This window comes from Mucilaginibacter gracilis (genome assembly GCF_003633615.1).
GTDB classification, from domain to species: Bacteria; Bacteroidota; Bacteroidia; order Sphingobacteriales; family Sphingobacteriaceae; genus Mucilaginibacter; species Mucilaginibacter gracilis.
In genome coordinates this window covers 259,230-275,452 of the sequence record NZ_RBKU01000001.1, presented here as the reverse complement: position 1 = coordinate 275,452, position 16,223 = coordinate 259,230, and the positions used below count along the sequence as shown (strand labels likewise).

The following is a 16,223-nucleotide window of genomic DNA, read 5'->3' as shown; positions in this document are numbered from 1 at the left end:
ATTATACAGTATTACCTCTATATCCAAATACTGTATAATGATGAGATCGACTATCCGCTTTAAACGTGCTACTTTAAGCATGTGTGCTTTGCTTTTTATGCTAACCTGTATGGGTTTAAAGACCGACCCTCCGATATATAAAGACGGGTGGATTGATTTAAATAAAAATGGCAAAAAAGATATATATGAAGATAGCACCCAACCTATTAACGCCCGTATTGATGACCTGTTGAAGCAGATGACACTGGAGGAGAAAACCTGCCAGCTTGCTACCTTATATGGCTATAAAAGGATATTAGCGGATTCGTTGCCGACGGCTGAATGGAAAAATGAGATCTGGAAAGATGGCATTGCCAATATTGACGAGCATTTAAACGGGTTTATTGGCTGGGGCAAAACATCAGATTCGCCATTGGTAACAGATATTAAAAAGCACGTTTGGGCCATGAACCAAACCCAGCGCTTCTTTATTGAGCAAACCAGGCTTGGCATTCCGGCGGATTTTACTAACGAGGGTATACGGGGCGTTGAGGCTTATGAATCAACGGCTTTCCCAACCCAATTAAATATGGGGATGACCTGGGATAAACCCCTGGTTAACGAAATGGGAAAAATAACCGGCTCCGAAGCAAGGGCGCTTGGCTACACCAACGTTTACGCACCCATTTTAGATGTAGCCCGCGACCAGCGTTGGGGAAGGCTTGAAGAAGTTTATGGTGAAGATCCTTATTTGGTGGCCCGCTTAGGTGTTGAGATGGCTAAGGGTATGCAGCAAAATAACCAGATAGCCGCTACCGCCAAACACTTTGCTGTATACAGCGCCAACAAAGGTGCGCGCGAAGGACTTGCCCGTACCGACCCGCAAGTAGCACCGCGCGAAGTGGAAAATATACTATTGTATCCTTTTAAAAAGGTTATACAGGAGGCTGATTTAATGGGGGTTATGAGTTCGTATAATGATTACGACGGTATTCCTATTTCGGGAAGCGAATACTGGCTTATACAACGTTTGCGGGTAGAGTTTGGATTTAAGGGCTATGTAGTGAGCGACAGCGACGCGCTTGAATACCTGTATAACAAGCACCACGTTGCTTCTGATTTAAAAGATGCGGTTTTACAAGCCTTTATGGCTGGCATGAATGTGCGTACCACATTTAGAAAACCCGATAGCATCATCATTTATGCCCGCCAACTGGTTAAAGAAGGCAAATTACCCATTGATACTGTTAACAGCCGGGTACGCGATGTATTGCGCGTTAAATTTAAACTTGGTTTGTTTGACCATCCGTACGTGAAGGATGCCAGCGCAAGCGCTAAGTTTGTTAATTCGGCAGCACATCAGGTTGTAGCGTTGCAGGCTTCAAAAGAAAGCATCGTTCTGTTAAAAAACAAAGCTAATATTTTACCTTTCTCCAAACAGTCAATAGTTGCTGTAATAGGCCCCAATGCAGTTAACGACGATTACGCTCATACGCATTATGGTCCATTGGCTTCAAAAAGTATCAACGTATTGCAGGGCATTCAAAATAAGCTCGGCGCAAACCATGTAATGTATGCGCTTGGCTGTAATTTGGTTGACAAAACCTGGCCCGAAAGCGAAATTATGCCGCAAGACCCGGATGAAAGGGAACAGGCCATGATTGATAGTGCTGCAACCGTGGCTTCACGGGCGGATGTTGCCATTGTTGTGCTCGGCGGCAACACACAAACTGCAGGCGAAAATAAAAGCCGCACCAATCTGGATCTTCCGGGTTACCAATTGCGGTTGGTTAAGGCTATAAAAGCAAAGGGCAAACCCGTTGTTGTTGTTTTAATAGGCTCCCAGCCCATGACCATTAACTGGATTGATCAAAATATTGACGGCATCGTTTACGCAGGCTACCCGGGCACACAGGGCGGAACCGCATTGGCCGATGTGTTGTTTGGTGATTATAATCCGGGTGGTAAGCTTACCTTAACCTTCCCAAAATCGGTTGGGCAGTTACCTTTTAATTTCCCAACCAAACCTAATTCGGAAACTGACGAGGGCGAACTGGCAAAAATAAAGGGTTTGTTATACCCGTTTGGCTTCGGCTTGAGCTATACCACCTTTGCATACAGTAATTTAAAAATAAGCCCTGCCGTACAGGATATCGATCATAATATTACCGTAACTTTTAATGTTACCAATACCGGCAAAATAGCCGGAGATGAAGTAGTTCAATTATATACCCGCGATGTTTTGAGCAGTGTTACAACATACGAGAAAAACCTGCGTGGTTTTGACAGGGTAAACTTAAAGCCCGGCGAAACCAAACAGGTATCGTTCACTATAGTGCCCGATGACCTGAAGCTATATAATAGGCAAATGCAGCATGTTGTTGAACCTGGAGATTTTAAAATAATGGTAGGTTCATCGTCGGACGATATTAAGTTGAACGGCAAATTTGAGATGGTAAAGAGCGGTGCTGTTATAGGGAGTGCATTGAGGTAATTATTAAAGTTATACAAAAAATAGCTATGGAAATTTCTAAAAAGCTGTTTAACAAAACTGCGTTAATATTTGTATTGAGTTTGGCAACTGTACAAGGCGCAATGGCGCAACAAGCCAAGGCAAATAAAGAGGAAGCCAACCGCATAAAAATGGAGCATGACCAGATTGGTATAACCGAGGATAAAAAATCGGGGTATACACATACCACTAATGCGGGTGCACAATGGTTTCCGCAGGCAGATTTTGGGTTATTTATACATTGGAGTATAGCTTCTATAAAAGAAGTTGACCTATCATGGCCGATGATGGCCGGTACACAAATAGGCTGGACACGGCCCATGCCCGATTCGGCAATGGTAGCCAAATTTATAAAGGATGGAGATTATTTTGCAGGGCATCACTGCGAAGTAGACAATTCGTGCTTAACACCAAACCAATACTGGGAACAGGCAAAGGATTTTAACCCGCAAAGTTACGATGCTGATAAATGGATAAAGGCCGCAAAGGAAGCCGGAATGGTTTACGCCGTATTAACTACCCGCCACCACGATGGTTTTGCCATGTGGCCGAGCCGTTACGGAAACTTCAACACCAAAAACTACATGGGAGGGCGCGACCTGGTAAAAGAGTTTGTGGCTGCCTGCCATAAATACGGCATAAAGGTGGGCCTATATTACTCGGGACCGGACTGGTATTTTAATAAGGATTATCAAAGCTTTATGTATTATGGCGTAGGTAAAAATTACCCTAACATACCCGAACTGGATGCCAACCTCAAGCCCCGCACTACTACCAGAACCGCAGAAGAAAAACAAGTACATTACGAAGCGGTAGCAGCCTATATAAAGGGCCAGGTGCAAGAGCTACTTACCAACTATGGCAAGGTAGATATGATATGGTTCGACGGTTCGCCGGACATCCCGAAAGGAAACCCGGCCTGGAAAAATTGTATCACAATGGAGCAAATACACCAATTGCAACCCGGCATAGTGGTAAGCCCACGTTTTTTTGGCTATGGCGACTATAAAACATTTGAGGGTGATAAAAGCGTACCCACAACCAAGCAAGACGGCTGGGCCGAACTTTGCATGACGAGTGCAAATGGCTGGGGATATACCAAATCCCCATTAAAAACCACCGCTTACATGTTAGATAAGCTGGTTAACTGCCGCGCGCTGAATACCAATTTGCTGTTAAACTTTGGTCCCGATAAAACCGGGGTGTTTAACAGCCAGCAATACCAACGCTTTGCCGAAATAGCGGCCTGGATGAAAGTGAACGGTGAAGCGGTTAGGGGTACGGCTGCCATAAACGCCGCAGAATATTCGTCGGTGCCGGCAACTGCTAAGGATAAATACCGTTACATTTTCCTATCGCCTAACGCAAAAGGGGCAGATGCTAAGGACGAAACCATAACTTTTAAAACAACGGCTAACCCCAAAAATGTAAAGATGCTTTTGGGCGATACAAAGCTAAATTATAAGGTACAAAACGGATTAATATCAGTGACTGTTCCGGGCAAATTACGCAGTCAATCTGTTGGTGTTGTTGCCATTGAGTTATAGGTTGTTAACAACAGGTGCAAATGGCATAAAATGCTCCGAAAACTCTAAAAATAAACACTCGACGAAATTTCAACCCCATTTACACCAATAAATCACCCCTGTTTTGAGTAAAATAATTTCACATTCGCTTTATACCAAAATTAACTTTTAAAAGCATGAAGAAATTTTACCCAAAGAGTACATTGATGATGTTGAGATACGATTTTTTTCCTTTAGTAAAAAAATCGAAACATTTCCGATCCGCTTACCACCCAGGCGGCACATTACAGGATTGTTATAATAAATAAAAAAAATCACCTAACTAAAAACCAAATAAATGGAGCCCCAAAACCTAAACTCTAACTGGAAACATTTTAAGGTGTTTCTGCATTTTAAAACACTCTTTATCTTATTGATATTTATGCTGTCGGCAGATAGCTTATTTAGTCAAACAAAAGGCATTAAAATTAGCGGTGTTGTTACCGATGCGCAAAGGCAGCCATTAATAGGCGTAACCGTAAGGGTAAAGAGCGCCCAAACGGCTACCAGTACCGATGCCAACGGGAAGTATCAAATTACCGTTGCAGATAATTCGGCAATACTGGCATTTAGCTATCTGGGTTTTGTTACACAACAGCAGGCCGTAAATGGCAAAAGCATTATTAATGTTGCCCTTGCCGAAGAATCATCGGGTTTAAACGAAGTTGTTGTAATTGGTTACGGTACATCAAAGAAAAAAGACCTTACCGGTTCGGTTGCCCAGGTTAACATGCCCGACCTTACTAAGGCTCCGGTTATGTCGATAGACCAGGCGCTTGCCGGCCGCGTTGCGGGTGTACAGGTTAACTCTTCGGATGGGCAGCCGGGCTCGGCGGTGAATATTGTTATCCGCGGTGCTAATTCAATTACCCAGGATAACTCGCCTCTATATGTTGTTGATGGTTTCCCGATAGAGGGATTTAACCTTAACACGTTTAACCCCCAGGATATTGAATCGATAGATGTGCTCAAGGATGCATCGTCAACAGCTATTTACGGTGCAAGGGGCGCAAACGGTATAATCATAATAACCACCAAAAAAGGCAAAGCAGGCAGTCCGCAAACTACTTTTACCACCACACAGAGTTTTAGTAAAAACACTAAAACCATGAAACTGATGGATGCCTACGAGTTTTTGAAATACCAGATAGAGCTTACCCCCGGTTTAGGGAGCGCGGCAGCACCAACACCAACCTACACTTACCTAACCGCACCGGGAAAAACGCTCGACGATTATAAGGATTACCCTGCAACAGACTGGCAATCGCCATTTTTTAAAACCGGGAGTCTGCGCAATTACTCGTTGGCGGTTCGTGGCGGTACTAAGGAAACATTGTACTCGGTTTCGGGCTCGGTTGATAACCTGGACGGAACAATATTAGCCACTAGCTATAAGCGCTACCAGGGCCGTATAACCTTGGATCAAAACTTAACCAACAAGGTGAAAGTTGGCGTCAACGCAAACTATGCCTATTTATCGCAAGCCGGTAACTCGGTAAGTGCCTCAACAAACAGCGGCACAACCAATATACTTTATAGTGTATGGGGCTACAACCCGCTATCGGCCTTTAGCAGCGACCAGGCCATTGATGCAACCACCGCTACCGCTAACGATTATAAATTTAACCCGGTATTGAATCAGGAAAATCTGGTTCGTAACGTTAAAACCAACAGTTTAAATGTAAACACTTACTTATTATACGCTATTACACCCGATCTGACCTTAAAGGTTACCGGTGTGTTGAATAACAGTACAGTAAATAACGAAAACTTTAACAACAGCAACACGTACTATGGTAGCCCACTAACCAATGCAGGCCAAACCAGTGGTGTAAATGGTTCGGTATTAACCTCTAAAACCAATAACTGGGCTAACGAAAACACGTTAACCTATTCGCATATCTTCAATAAGGTTCATAATATTAATGTTGTGGGCGGTTTTTCCGAACTGGGTATCACATCCAGCACTTCGGGTTTTGGCGCTAACTTTTTGCCAAACGAATCGTTAGGCATAAACGGCCTTGACGAAGGTACCATAAACCCGGCGTTAACAAAACAAACCAGTTCGTTATCTAACGGAGCTTCCTTTTTAGGTCGTATAAATTATAATTACAACTCTAAATATTACCTCACCTTGTCGTACAGGGCCGATGGCTCATCTAAGTTCAGTGAGAAAAACCATTGGAGTTATTTCCCATCGGGAGCTTTAGCATGGCGCTTTAAGCAGGAAAGCTTTTTAAAGGATGCGCAATGGTTATCTGAAGGCAAATTAAGACTGGGCTATGGCAAAACCGGGAATAACCGGGTAAGCGATTTTCCATACCTGTCAACATCGGGTGTAACGCCGGCAAAAAGCTATTCGTTTAACAATACTTATATATCCAGCATCATACCATTAACCATAGGTAACCCCGATTTAAAATGGGAAACTACCGACCAGTATAATGTTGGTATCGACGCAGGTTTTTTAAATAACCGCATCAGCTTAACCGCCGATGTGTATCGTAAAACAACTAAAAATTTGTTGCTTAACGCAACCTTACCAACATCAACCGGTTATACATCGGCATTTGAGAATGTTGGAAGCGTACAAAACCAGGGGCTGGAGTTAACCCTGAATACGGTTAATATTGACTCGAAACAATTTAAATGGACAAGCAGTATCAACATATCTTTTAACCAAAACAAGGTACTTGCATTGGCCAATAACCAGGAATCGATGACTACGGCTTTGGCATGGGATAATGGCTGGTCGGCCATACCAGGCTATATTGCTAAAGTAGGGCAACCGTTGGGTTTAATGTACGGCTACCTTGCCGATGGCGTTTACCAATACAGCGATTTTAATAAAACATCAACAGGTACCTACGTTTTAAAGGATAATGTGCCTACCAATGGCAATACCCGTACAACCATTCAGCCGGGCGATATTAAATACAAGGATATTAATGGCGACGGCGTGGTTAACGCATCTGACTATACCATTATCGGTCGTTCGTTGCCTATCCACACCGGGGGTTTCAATAATAATTTTACTTATAAAAATTTCGATCTTAATATTTTCTTCCAATGGTCATACGGTAACAATATTCAGGATGCCAATAACATTCTTTTTAATGCCAAAGGTGGTACATACCTGGAGGCCTTTGCAAGTTATGCCGACAGGTGGTCGCCAACAAACCAAAATTCTACCATTAACCGTGCGGGTGGGTATTTTGGAGGAGGATACTCTTCAAATACCGTTCAGGACGGATCGTACCTGCGTTTAAAAACTGCATCGTTGGGTTACAATATTCCCAAAAAATGGTTAAAACGCATTAATGTATCATCGTTAAGGGTATATGCTTCGGGCCAGAATTTATTGACCTGGACAAATTATACAGGCCTTGACCCGGAAGTGAGTACTTATAATTCGGTGTTAACGGGAGGGTTTGATTATAGCGCTTATCCGCGGGCCCGTACCATAGCATTTGGTGTTAACCTTACTTTGTAAAATTTAGCAATGAGCAATATGAAAAGGATATTATACATAGTGGTAATTGTGCTTGGCATTAGCGCAGTTTCGTGTAAAAAGTTTTTAAATACAGTACCAACAGATTCGCTGGTGCAAACAGAATATTACAACACCGAGGCCAAACTGAATGAGGCGCTGGCTGGGGTTTATCAGCCACTTTCGTCGTCGGGTATATATGGCGACAACATGTTCGACGAACTTGGTGCCAGTACCGATGAGGGTTTTTATGCCCGTTCGGCCCAAACTACGGGCATTATGGTTTATAATTTTGACTATGGCAACAGCGATGTCAACAACTTTTGGACACAGCTGTATGTTGGTATTGAACGTGCCAATATTTTGATCCAAAATATTAATATAGCCAAAATGGACGAAACCAAACGGCAGGTTATTTTAGGTGAGGCGTTGTTTTTGCGCGGATATTACTATTTTTTACTGGTGAGTAACTTTGGTGATGTTCCATTAAGAACGGTTCCTACACCATCGGTTTACGATGTAAATGTGATACGTAGCCCCGCCAAACAGGTTTACGCCCAAATATTGGCCGACATGACCGCTGCCGAAGGCAAGGTAAGTTCCATTACTGCTATAGGTTACGGTGGGCACGTTTCAACTACGGCGGTAGAGGGTATATTGGCCAGGGTGTGTTTAACTATGGCTGGAATGCCTTTAAATGATGAATCTAAATACGCCGATGCTTTGTTATGGGCAAAAAAGGTGCAGGCCTCGGGCATACACAGCCTTAATCCAAGCTACAAACAAATGTTTGTAAACCTGCACCAGGATGTTTACGATATTAAAGAAAGCATGTGGGAGGTTGAAAATAAAGGAACCGATGCCGATGGTTTGGGTAATACTAACAGGTTGGGTAATACAAATGGTATAGCTTATTCTGCAAATAACAACTATCCGGGATATAGTTATGCTTTCATCAATACAACGGCCAAATTATTCAACCTGTACCCGGCTGGCGATATACGCCGTGATTGGGCTATCGCACCGTACAGCTACAATGCCGCCACCACACCGGTATCATACAGTTTTTTTGCTTCTTCATCCATTTATAACCGTAATGTCGGGAAATTTCGCCGGGAGTACGAGTTAACACTTGTGAGGAGTAAAAACACTACGCCTATTAACTTCCCAATTTTGCGTTATGCCGATGTATTGCTGATGCTGGCCGAAGCTGAAAATCATATTAACGGCCCAACCAGCATAGCTTACGATGCTATAAACCAGGTGCGCAGGCGCGGTTTTGGGTTAAACCCGGCTACTCCTACAGTTTCGGTAAGTGTGGTTAACACTTTAACACTGGCTACAGCGGGCAACACGGGCTATTTAACCACTGTGCCAAACATCCCGGTAACGTTTACCGGCGGCGGCGGCACAGGGGCCACAGGTATGGCCAGCGTAGCATCAACAGGTAAAATAACCGGTATAACCGTGCTTACGCCTGGCAGCGGCTACACATCGGTACCAACCGTAAGTATAGGCACCGCGTGGGCGGCCAATACGGCATACGTTACAGGTACGCAGGTTTACAATGGCAACAACCTTTATACTGTTACCACAGCGGGCACATCAACTGCTACGGGGCCAACGCAAACTTCGGGAGCATCGGTAGCAGCTACTACGGGTGCTGTGTTTACCTATGCGGGCGCAAAGGCAACTGCTACGGCAACCATTGCAACATCGGCGGTTGATTTAATCGGGTTAAACCAGGGTTCATTTTTAACAGCTCTGCAGGATGAGCGGTCGAGAGAGCTTTGCTACGAATCGTTACGGAAACCCGATTTAATAAGGTGGGGAATTTGGGTATCAACCATGAATAATTTGGCTGCCGATATGAAAGCCAATGCGGGTACCACGTATTCGTATGGCGCGCTGGCTGGTTCAAATATTACCAGCCGCAACCTATTATTCCCGATACCAGCTTCGGAGATAACGGTTAACAATTTAGCTACGCAAAACCCGGGTTGGTAATTAAGCACAAATTAAAAAGATACTTAATCAAAATATTATGCGCAATAGATATTTTATTATAACAGCACTATTACTGGCCTGCGTGGCCTGTAGTAAACAAATAGCAGTAAAGCCCGTAACGTTTGATGCCGCCAGTTTTAAAAACAACGGCACCGCAACAACAACCTTTACCAATAAAGATACCGTTCAATTTCGTTTTACAGGTAACCCGGATGAGATCACATTTTTCTCGGGCGAGGCCGGGAAAAACTATGATTACCGGAACCGTACCAGCGTTGCAGGTACACCTAATTTACAGTTTAGCACCATCAGGGCAACGGGTGCGCAGGCTAATTCGTTAGCGGTACTGGTATCAACAGATTTTAAGGGCGTAGTGGCCAATATGGTTTATGGTGTACTAACCCGCGACACGGTTACTACCAATGCCAACATAGCAGCCGCCACCTGGACGGATATTACCGGCCGCGCAACACTTTCTACCGGAGCCACTACAGCCGTGGCCTCGGGAGTTATTGATCTGTCGGATTTTTTAACACAAGCCAAGCCCGTTTACATTGCCTTTAAATACACCGCCACAGCCGGAACCATCCAAAATAAATGGACGGTTAGTGCATTATCGGTTAACAATGTACTGGCCGACGGCAGCAGCTACGTTGTGGCCAATTTAAATGCGCCTACAACATCGTACACCAATTATGGTAATGTAACTTACGCACCGGGTTGGGCTGTATCATACGATGTGGCAAAAAACGCCAACAAATACGCCTGGGTTTTTACCGACAAAACATCGTTAGTAATAACCGGGGCAACTACCGTACCCCTTGCCACAGCCCCGGCAGAGGCATGGGCAGTAATGGGCCCGGTTGATTTAACACGTGTTACACCGGATGCAGGTGTTGCTATCAAGGCAATTTCGGCAACGTTAACTGGTTACTCCTACAATTACACTACAGCAGGTACGTATAATGCTGTATTTGTAGCATCAAACGTTACTAACAGCGGTATCAGCAGCGTTGTTAAAACAATACCTGTAACGGTTACTCCCTAATTAAAGCATATCAAAAGCCAATTAGAGCAGGATATTTTAACATATAGATGAACAAAAAAAACATTATTATAGGTTTAACAGCATTGGTTGCCACAATGCAGCCAAAAATTACCGTTGCCAACACTTTGGCAACGGTAATTGATAGCGCAGACGTAACTAAACCCGTGGCACCGCTTGTACCGTTGGATATGCAAAGGGTTGCCGAGGTTGCGGCAATGCTGCCGCTAACGCCACAAGGTTTTGGTGATACTTACCACAACCGTTTGGCATGGGGTAAGTTATATAGCAATGTAAAATACCATAAAGTTATAAGTACTGCCGAGGCGCTGTTAAACAAGCCCTTCCCGGCATGGAACGATGCTGCGTATTTGATGTACTTTACCAAAGGCACCAGGCCCGAAGGTGAGAAAATGATGGGCAACAGGTTAGGCTGGCTGGCTCCGCTGGTTTGGGCCGAGTGCCTGGAGAACAAAGGCAGGTTTGTGCCAACCATCCAAATGGTGCTGAACGAGCTGATCCATCAAAAATCGTGGTCGTTGCCGGCGCATGATAAAAAGAAACAGAATATTGACGGCCGTAATTACACGGTTGATCTTGGCGCTGCCGGGTTTGCCCACAATGTAGCACAGGCTGTTTATTTGTTAGATGACAAGCTAACGCCACAACTACGCGCCGATGTTTTAGCCGAAATGGAAAAGCATGTTTTTAAGCCCGTTCTACAGTCGGTTGCTACGGGGAATAACAATAGTTATTGGCTAACTGTAACCAGTAACTGGAACTCCGTTTGTTTGGCCGGGGTTACCGGGGCGGCTTTAGCTATCATTCCGGATAGGGAAGAGCGGGGCAAATTTGTAACCATCGCCGAAAGGTACGCTAAAAACAGTGTTGCCGGGTTTACCAACGAGGGCTATTGCACCGAAGGTTTAGGGTATTATGATTATGGCTTTAGTAAATATATTTTGCTGCGCGAAAACATTTGGCAGGCTACAAACAAAACCATAAACCTGTTTGCCGACCCTAAGATAAAACGCATTGCAAGCTATGTACCCAACCTGGAAATTATAAATAATGTTTACCCCAACATTGCCGATTGCCATGTGGGCGTAAAAGCGCCTGCCGCCCTGCTTTGGTATTGCAGCCGTAATTTAGGCTTGGGATTGCAAAAATACGACAGCCTTACCTTTGCCGGCGGAACAGCCACCCTTACCGACGATGTGATGCGCGCCTTCCCAAACTCGGCTTCCCAAAGTAAGGTTAACAGCAATACATCGGCATTAGCTTTTGGTTTGCGCTCGTACTTTAAACAGGCGGGTGTATTGATTGAACGGCCGCTTGCAGGTTCAAAAGCAAATATAGGCGCAGCTTTAAAGGGCGGTAATAATAACGAGATACATAACCATAATGATGTTGGCTCGTTTAGCGTGGTGGTAGGTGATGAAATGCTGATGGGCGACCCCGGTGGGCCATCATTTTATACAGCCAAAACCTTTGGCCCCGAAAGGTATAGTTATAAACTGCTTTCATCCTATGGGCACCCCGTGCCTTTGGTGGCAGGTGTGGAGCAACAGGAAGGCGCTGCTTCAGAAGCCAAGGTGTTAAATGCCACTTTTACCGATAAGCAGGACGAGTTTGTGATGGATATTTCGTCGGCATACCCCGTACCTGCATTGAGCAAGCTCGTGCGCACTTTTACGTATAACCGTGATGATGCGGGTTTTTTAACTGTGAAAGACGATTTTGCCTTTAAAACCAATCAGAAATTTGAGTTTACACTGATAACCCGCGCCCAGTGGAAACAAATAGCCCCAAACCAGATTGAGTTTGATGGCAAAACACAAAAAATGATAGCTACCATCAGCACCAAAAGCGGCTTCGCCGTAAAGGCCGAAACTATTGTGGAAGATGCACCTGCCTTTAAGCGGATAGGTATTGTATTGCCACCAGCAGAAGCAGGGGCAATAACGGTAACTTTTAGGCCTGTAAAATAATTAAAAATGAAAAAAATTTTGGTTTTAGTTTCTTTAATGTTGGCTTGTTGCGGCGGTTTCGCTCAAAAAAGCAAGTCTGCCAAGCATAGGTTTACGGTGTATGGTTTTATAGTTTATGCCGGGTATAGCCAAAACGGTAGCAATGTTAAAGCATCATACAAGCAATTACAGCAGTACTTGCTTCAATACGGTGTAAACACAATGGATTTGATTTATGAGCAAAAGGTGCTTGACTACCCAACAGGTGATAAAAAGAACGGCATACCAAACATTGCTCGTATTGATTCGCTGTCGCAACAAGCCCTCGGTTTTAAGGATGTCCTGGTATCGTTAGATCTGGAAGGGTGGAACAGGTGGGATACTGTTAAAACTACTGCAAGAATGATAGAAACCATTAACTACTTTAAGAAGGTAAATAGTAAATCGAAGGTTGGGTTATATGCTACCGTGCCACAAAATACGTATGCTTATTCGGAGAATATTAACAGGTATGATAAGATAAACAAAGGCTATGCAGGCGTAGCTGCTGCGGTTGATTATTTTAGTCCGTCGTTGTATAACTATGATGCCGATACTGTTAACTGGAACAAAACAGCGCTGTATAATATTAACGCCTGCAAAAAGTATAACTATCCGGATAAGCCTATTCTACCCTATATCACTCCCGAAGTAGATAACAAGGGTGTTAAAAGCATGCTCACTTATGATGAAATGATGAGCCACTTGCAAACCCTGTACAAATTGGGCGCAAATGGTTGTTTATTATGGACAAGCAGCGGTATGCGCTATGCTAACGGCCAAAAAGTATATGTTGATGTTAATAGCGGCTGGATGAAAGCTGTAAAAGATTTTATAGCGAGCCACTAATTTATGATGATGAAAAGAAGTTACAATTTATTGTTGATAGTGTTTTTGCTGTTCGGCGGATTTGGAGCGAAGGCTTCGGGGTACAATGCTGCCAAACCCGGCGATAGTGTATACGCCATAATGAAAAAAGTTGCCGACTGGCAATGGAAAAAGCTGGAAACCGATGGGTGGAAAAACCCTAAAACCGACTGGACAAACGGTGTAATGTACACCGGGATGATGGCCTGGTCCAAAATTGCTCGTAACGATAGCTATTACAAAAAGCTAATTGATGTTGGTAACAGCCTAAACTGGAAGATTGGCCCCGACAGGCATTTTGCCGATGATTATTGTATTGCGCAAATGTATGCACAACTGTACGGCATTTATAAAAACCCACTATATATTGCCGACTTTAAAAGTATGGCCGATTCGTTGGTTGCTGCACCGCATACCGAACCCTTATTATGGGTAAACAAAATATACCTGCGCGAATGGGCTTGGTGCGATGCCCTGTATATGGGCCCGGCAGGCCTGTCCAATTTAAGCAAGGTAACCGGCAACCCCCAATATTTAAACCAGGCCTGCAAGCTTTGGTGGAAAACAAGCGACTACTTGTACGACAACAACGAACATTTATTTTTTAGGGATAGCCGATATTTTACCCAAAAGGAAAAAAATGGAAAAAAGGTATTTTGGAGCAGGGGCAACGGCTGGGTAATAGCGGGTTTGGTTAATGTATTGCAAACTATGCCCAATACTAATGCCAACAAAACCAAGCTGATTAAACAATATAAAGAGTTAGCGCAAAAGATAGCCAGTTTGCAACAGCCGGACGGAACATGGCACGCCAGTTTGTTAGACCCTGAAAGCTATCCCGTGAAGGAAACCAGCGGGACGGGCTTGTTTTGCTATGCCTTAACCTGGGGTATAAACCATAATATTTTGCCGCGCAAAAAATATGCTCCGGTGGTTAAAAGGGCTTGGGTGGCCTTAACAAGTTCGGTACATCCGGATGGTAAGCTGGGTTATGTGCAGCCAATAGGCGCCTCGCCCGAAAAGGTGAGTTTTGACGATACCGAAGTTTATGGCGTTGGCGCGTTTTTGTTAGCCGGGAGCGAAATGCTAAAACTAAATAATACTAATAACCACCATTAGCAGCAGAGATAATTATGAAAAAGCTTTTATTGATTCTGTTTGTATTTGTTGAGTGTTATGCATTTGGCCAGGACTGCCCTATTATTCCACTGCCAAATCATATCCAGGCTGTGGTGGGTAATTTTAAGGTAAGCAATGCTGTGGCCATACTTTACAATGTGCAGCAATTGCAGGCACAGGCTAATTATCTGCAGCAGCAATTGCTTAAATACAGCGGGCTTACCTTGAGTGTGCAGCAGCAAGCTACGGGCCCGGCTATTAGCCTCAATATTGATGCGAAATTCAATTTAACCAAAGCCGAAGCCTACATACTTGAGGTTAAGCCAACGGGTATAAAAATTACCGCTGCAACTAACCAGGGGGTATTTTACGGCATCAGTTCGTTAATGCAACTAATACGGGTTGGCGATGTAAAGGAGAGTACCCCAACCATTAGTTGCTGGACTATTACCGACCAGCCACGTTACGCCTGGCGGGGGTTGTTATTAGATGAGTCGCGGCACTTTTGGGGCAAGCAAACCGTAAAGCAACTGCTCGACTGGATGGCTTTTTACAAGCTGAACAAACTACACTGGCACCTTACCGACGAGCCTGGCTGGCGAATGCAGATCAAGGCTTATCCTTTATTGACGCTTACGGGCGGCATAGGCAATTATACCGATAAATTTGCCCCGGCACAATATTATACCCAAGAAGATATTAAAGAGGTTATAGCCTACGCCAACGAACGCTTTATTGATGTAATACCCGAGGTTGATATGCCCGGCCATGCCAGCGCGGCAAACCGTGCTTACCCGGCGTTTAGCGGGGGAGGTTCGGCTAAAAACCCCGACTTTACCTTTAATCCCGGTAACGATTCAACCTACAGTTACCTGAGCAATATACTGAAGGAAACCGATGCTTTGTTCCCCTCTCAAATGATTCATTTGGGTGGCGACGAAGTGAACTTCGGCAACGAAAAATGGAAAACCGACGCCAACGTTAAACAGCTAATGCAAGAAAAAAAATTGCCAAACCTGTTAGCCGTTGAGCATTATTTTACCATGCGCATGGCCGATACCATTTTTAAACTGAACAATAAAGTATTGCTTTGGGACGAAGCCGCAGACTGCGACCTCCCTGCCGATAAAACGATTATTTTTTGGTGGAGGCATGATAAACCCGCACAATTAAAAAAGGCTTTGGATAAAGGATACCCGGTGGTTTTATGCCCGCGCCTGCCATTTTACTTTGATTTTGTGCAGGATACCACCCAACGCTTTGGCCGCAGATGGCAAGGCGCTTATATACCCTTAGATAAGCTTTACAGCTTTAATACCAGCACCCTGCCCATTACAGCCGCGCAACAGAAACAGGTATTGGGCGTACAGGCAGCTTTATGGACGGAGAATATTTTAACCGAAGCCAAGTTACAATACATGCTTTTCCCGCGAATTACCGCGCTGGCCGAAGTTGCCTGGGGCTTTGATGAACAAAAGGACCTTGCCAAATTCAAAGATCGTGTAAAAGAGCAATTCAAACTTTATCAAAAGGATAAGATCTATTATTACGATCCTTATGATCCGCTCAGAACCCCCGAACCCTTAACGGCAGAACAACAAACTAATAATCACTGATCAATTACGGTCAG

9 protein-coding genes are annotated in these 16,223 nt (G+C 44.2%); all 9 read left to right on the top strand.

Features of this window, described 5'->3' with window-relative positions:
* Positions 1 to 37: 37 nt before the first annotated feature.
* The 9 genes from BDD43_RS01100 (at position 38) to BDD43_RS01060 (ending at position 16,209) form a co-directional block, all read left to right on the top strand.
* Positions 38 to 2,473, top strand: coding sequence for a glycoside hydrolase family 3 N-terminal domain-containing protein (locus tag BDD43_RS01100; protein ID WP_246001396.1), 2,436 nt, complete (start codon positions 38 to 40; stop codon positions 2,471 to 2,473).
* Positions 2,474 to 2,499: 26 nt separating this feature from the next.
* Complete coding sequence (locus BDD43_RS01095; protein WP_211339641.1) at positions 2,500 to 4,038, top strand: alpha-L-fucosidase; 1,539 nt, start codon at positions 2,500 to 2,502, stop codon at positions 4,036 to 4,038.
* Between the two features lie 316 nt (positions 4,039 to 4,354).
* The gene (locus BDD43_RS01090; RefSeq protein ID WP_246001394.1) at positions 4,355 to 7,549 is read left to right on the top strand and encodes a SusC/RagA family TonB-linked outer membrane protein; all 3,195 of its coding nucleotides are present in this window, start codon (positions 4,355 to 4,357) and stop codon (positions 7,547 to 7,549) included.
* Between the two features lie 18 nt (positions 7,550 to 7,567).
* Positions 7,568 to 9,553, top strand: coding sequence for a RagB/SusD family nutrient uptake outer membrane protein (locus BDD43_RS01085; protein ID WP_121201835.1), 1,986 nt, complete (start codon positions 7,568 to 7,570; stop codon positions 9,551 to 9,553).
* Between the two features lie 37 nt (positions 9,554 to 9,590).
* On the top strand, positions 9,591 to 10,601 hold the full coding sequence (locus BDD43_RS01080; RefSeq protein WP_121195803.1) for a DUF5017 domain-containing protein: 1,011 nt from the start codon (positions 9,591 to 9,593) through the stop codon (positions 10,599 to 10,601).
* A 47-nt stretch (positions 10,602 to 10,648) separates the two neighbouring features.
* Positions 10,649 to 12,589 carry a heparinase II/III family protein gene (locus BDD43_RS01075; RefSeq protein WP_121195801.1) on the top strand — a complete coding sequence of 647 codons (1,941 nt, stop codon included), beginning with the start codon at positions 10,649 to 10,651 and terminating at the stop codon, positions 12,587 to 12,589.
* A gap of 6 nt (positions 12,590 to 12,595) precedes the next feature.
* Positions 12,596 to 13,456, top strand: a complete 861-nt coding sequence (locus tag BDD43_RS30475; RefSeq protein WP_246001392.1) for a hypothetical protein — start codon at positions 12,596 to 12,598, stop codon at positions 13,454 to 13,456.
* 3 nt (positions 13,457 to 13,459) lie between these two features.
* Positions 13,460 to 14,593, top strand: coding sequence for a glycoside hydrolase family 88/105 protein (locus tag BDD43_RS01065; RefSeq protein ID WP_246001390.1), 1,134 nt, complete (start codon positions 13,460 to 13,462; stop codon positions 14,591 to 14,593).
* A 14-nt stretch (positions 14,594 to 14,607) separates the two neighbouring features.
* Positions 14,608 to 16,209, top strand: coding sequence for a beta-N-acetylhexosaminidase (locus tag BDD43_RS01060; RefSeq protein WP_121195797.1), 1,602 nt, complete (start codon positions 14,608 to 14,610; stop codon positions 16,207 to 16,209).
* Positions 16,210 to 16,223 lie beyond the last annotated feature (14 nt).

What these genes read in the sequence shown, in the direction of transcription:
- BDD43_RS01095 (WP_211339641.1), top strand. Translation starts at nt 2,500, where the DNA reads ATGGAAATTTCTAAAAAGCTGTTTAACAAAACTGCGTTAATATTTGTA.
- BDD43_RS01080 (WP_121195803.1), top strand. Translation starts at nt 9,591, where the DNA reads ATGCGCAATAGATATTTTATTATAACAGCACTATTACTGGCCTGCGTG.
- BDD43_RS01060 (WP_121195797.1), top strand. Translation starts at nt 14,608, where the DNA reads ATGAAAAAGCTTTTATTGATTCTGTTTGTATTTGTTGAGTGTTATGCA.
- BDD43_RS01090 (WP_246001394.1), top strand. Translation starts at nt 4,355, where the DNA reads ATGGAGCCCCAAAACCTAAACTCTAACTGGAAACATTTTAAGGTGTTT.
- BDD43_RS01065 (WP_246001390.1), top strand. Translation starts at nt 13,460, where the DNA reads ATGATGATGAAAAGAAGTTACAATTTATTGTTGATAGTGTTTTTGCTG.
- BDD43_RS01085 (WP_121201835.1), top strand. Translation starts at nt 7,568, where the DNA reads ATGAAAAGGATATTATACATAGTGGTAATTGTGCTTGGCATTAGCGCA.
- BDD43_RS01075 (WP_121195801.1), top strand. Translation starts at nt 10,649, where the DNA reads ATGAACAAAAAAAACATTATTATAGGTTTAACAGCATTGGTTGCCACA.
- BDD43_RS01100 (WP_246001396.1), top strand. Translation starts at nt 38, where the DNA reads ATGATGAGATCGACTATCCGCTTTAAACGTGCTACTTTAAGCATGTGT.
- BDD43_RS30475 (WP_246001392.1), top strand. Translation starts at nt 12,596, where the DNA reads ATGAAAAAAATTTTGGTTTTAGTTTCTTTAATGTTGGCTTGTTGCGGC.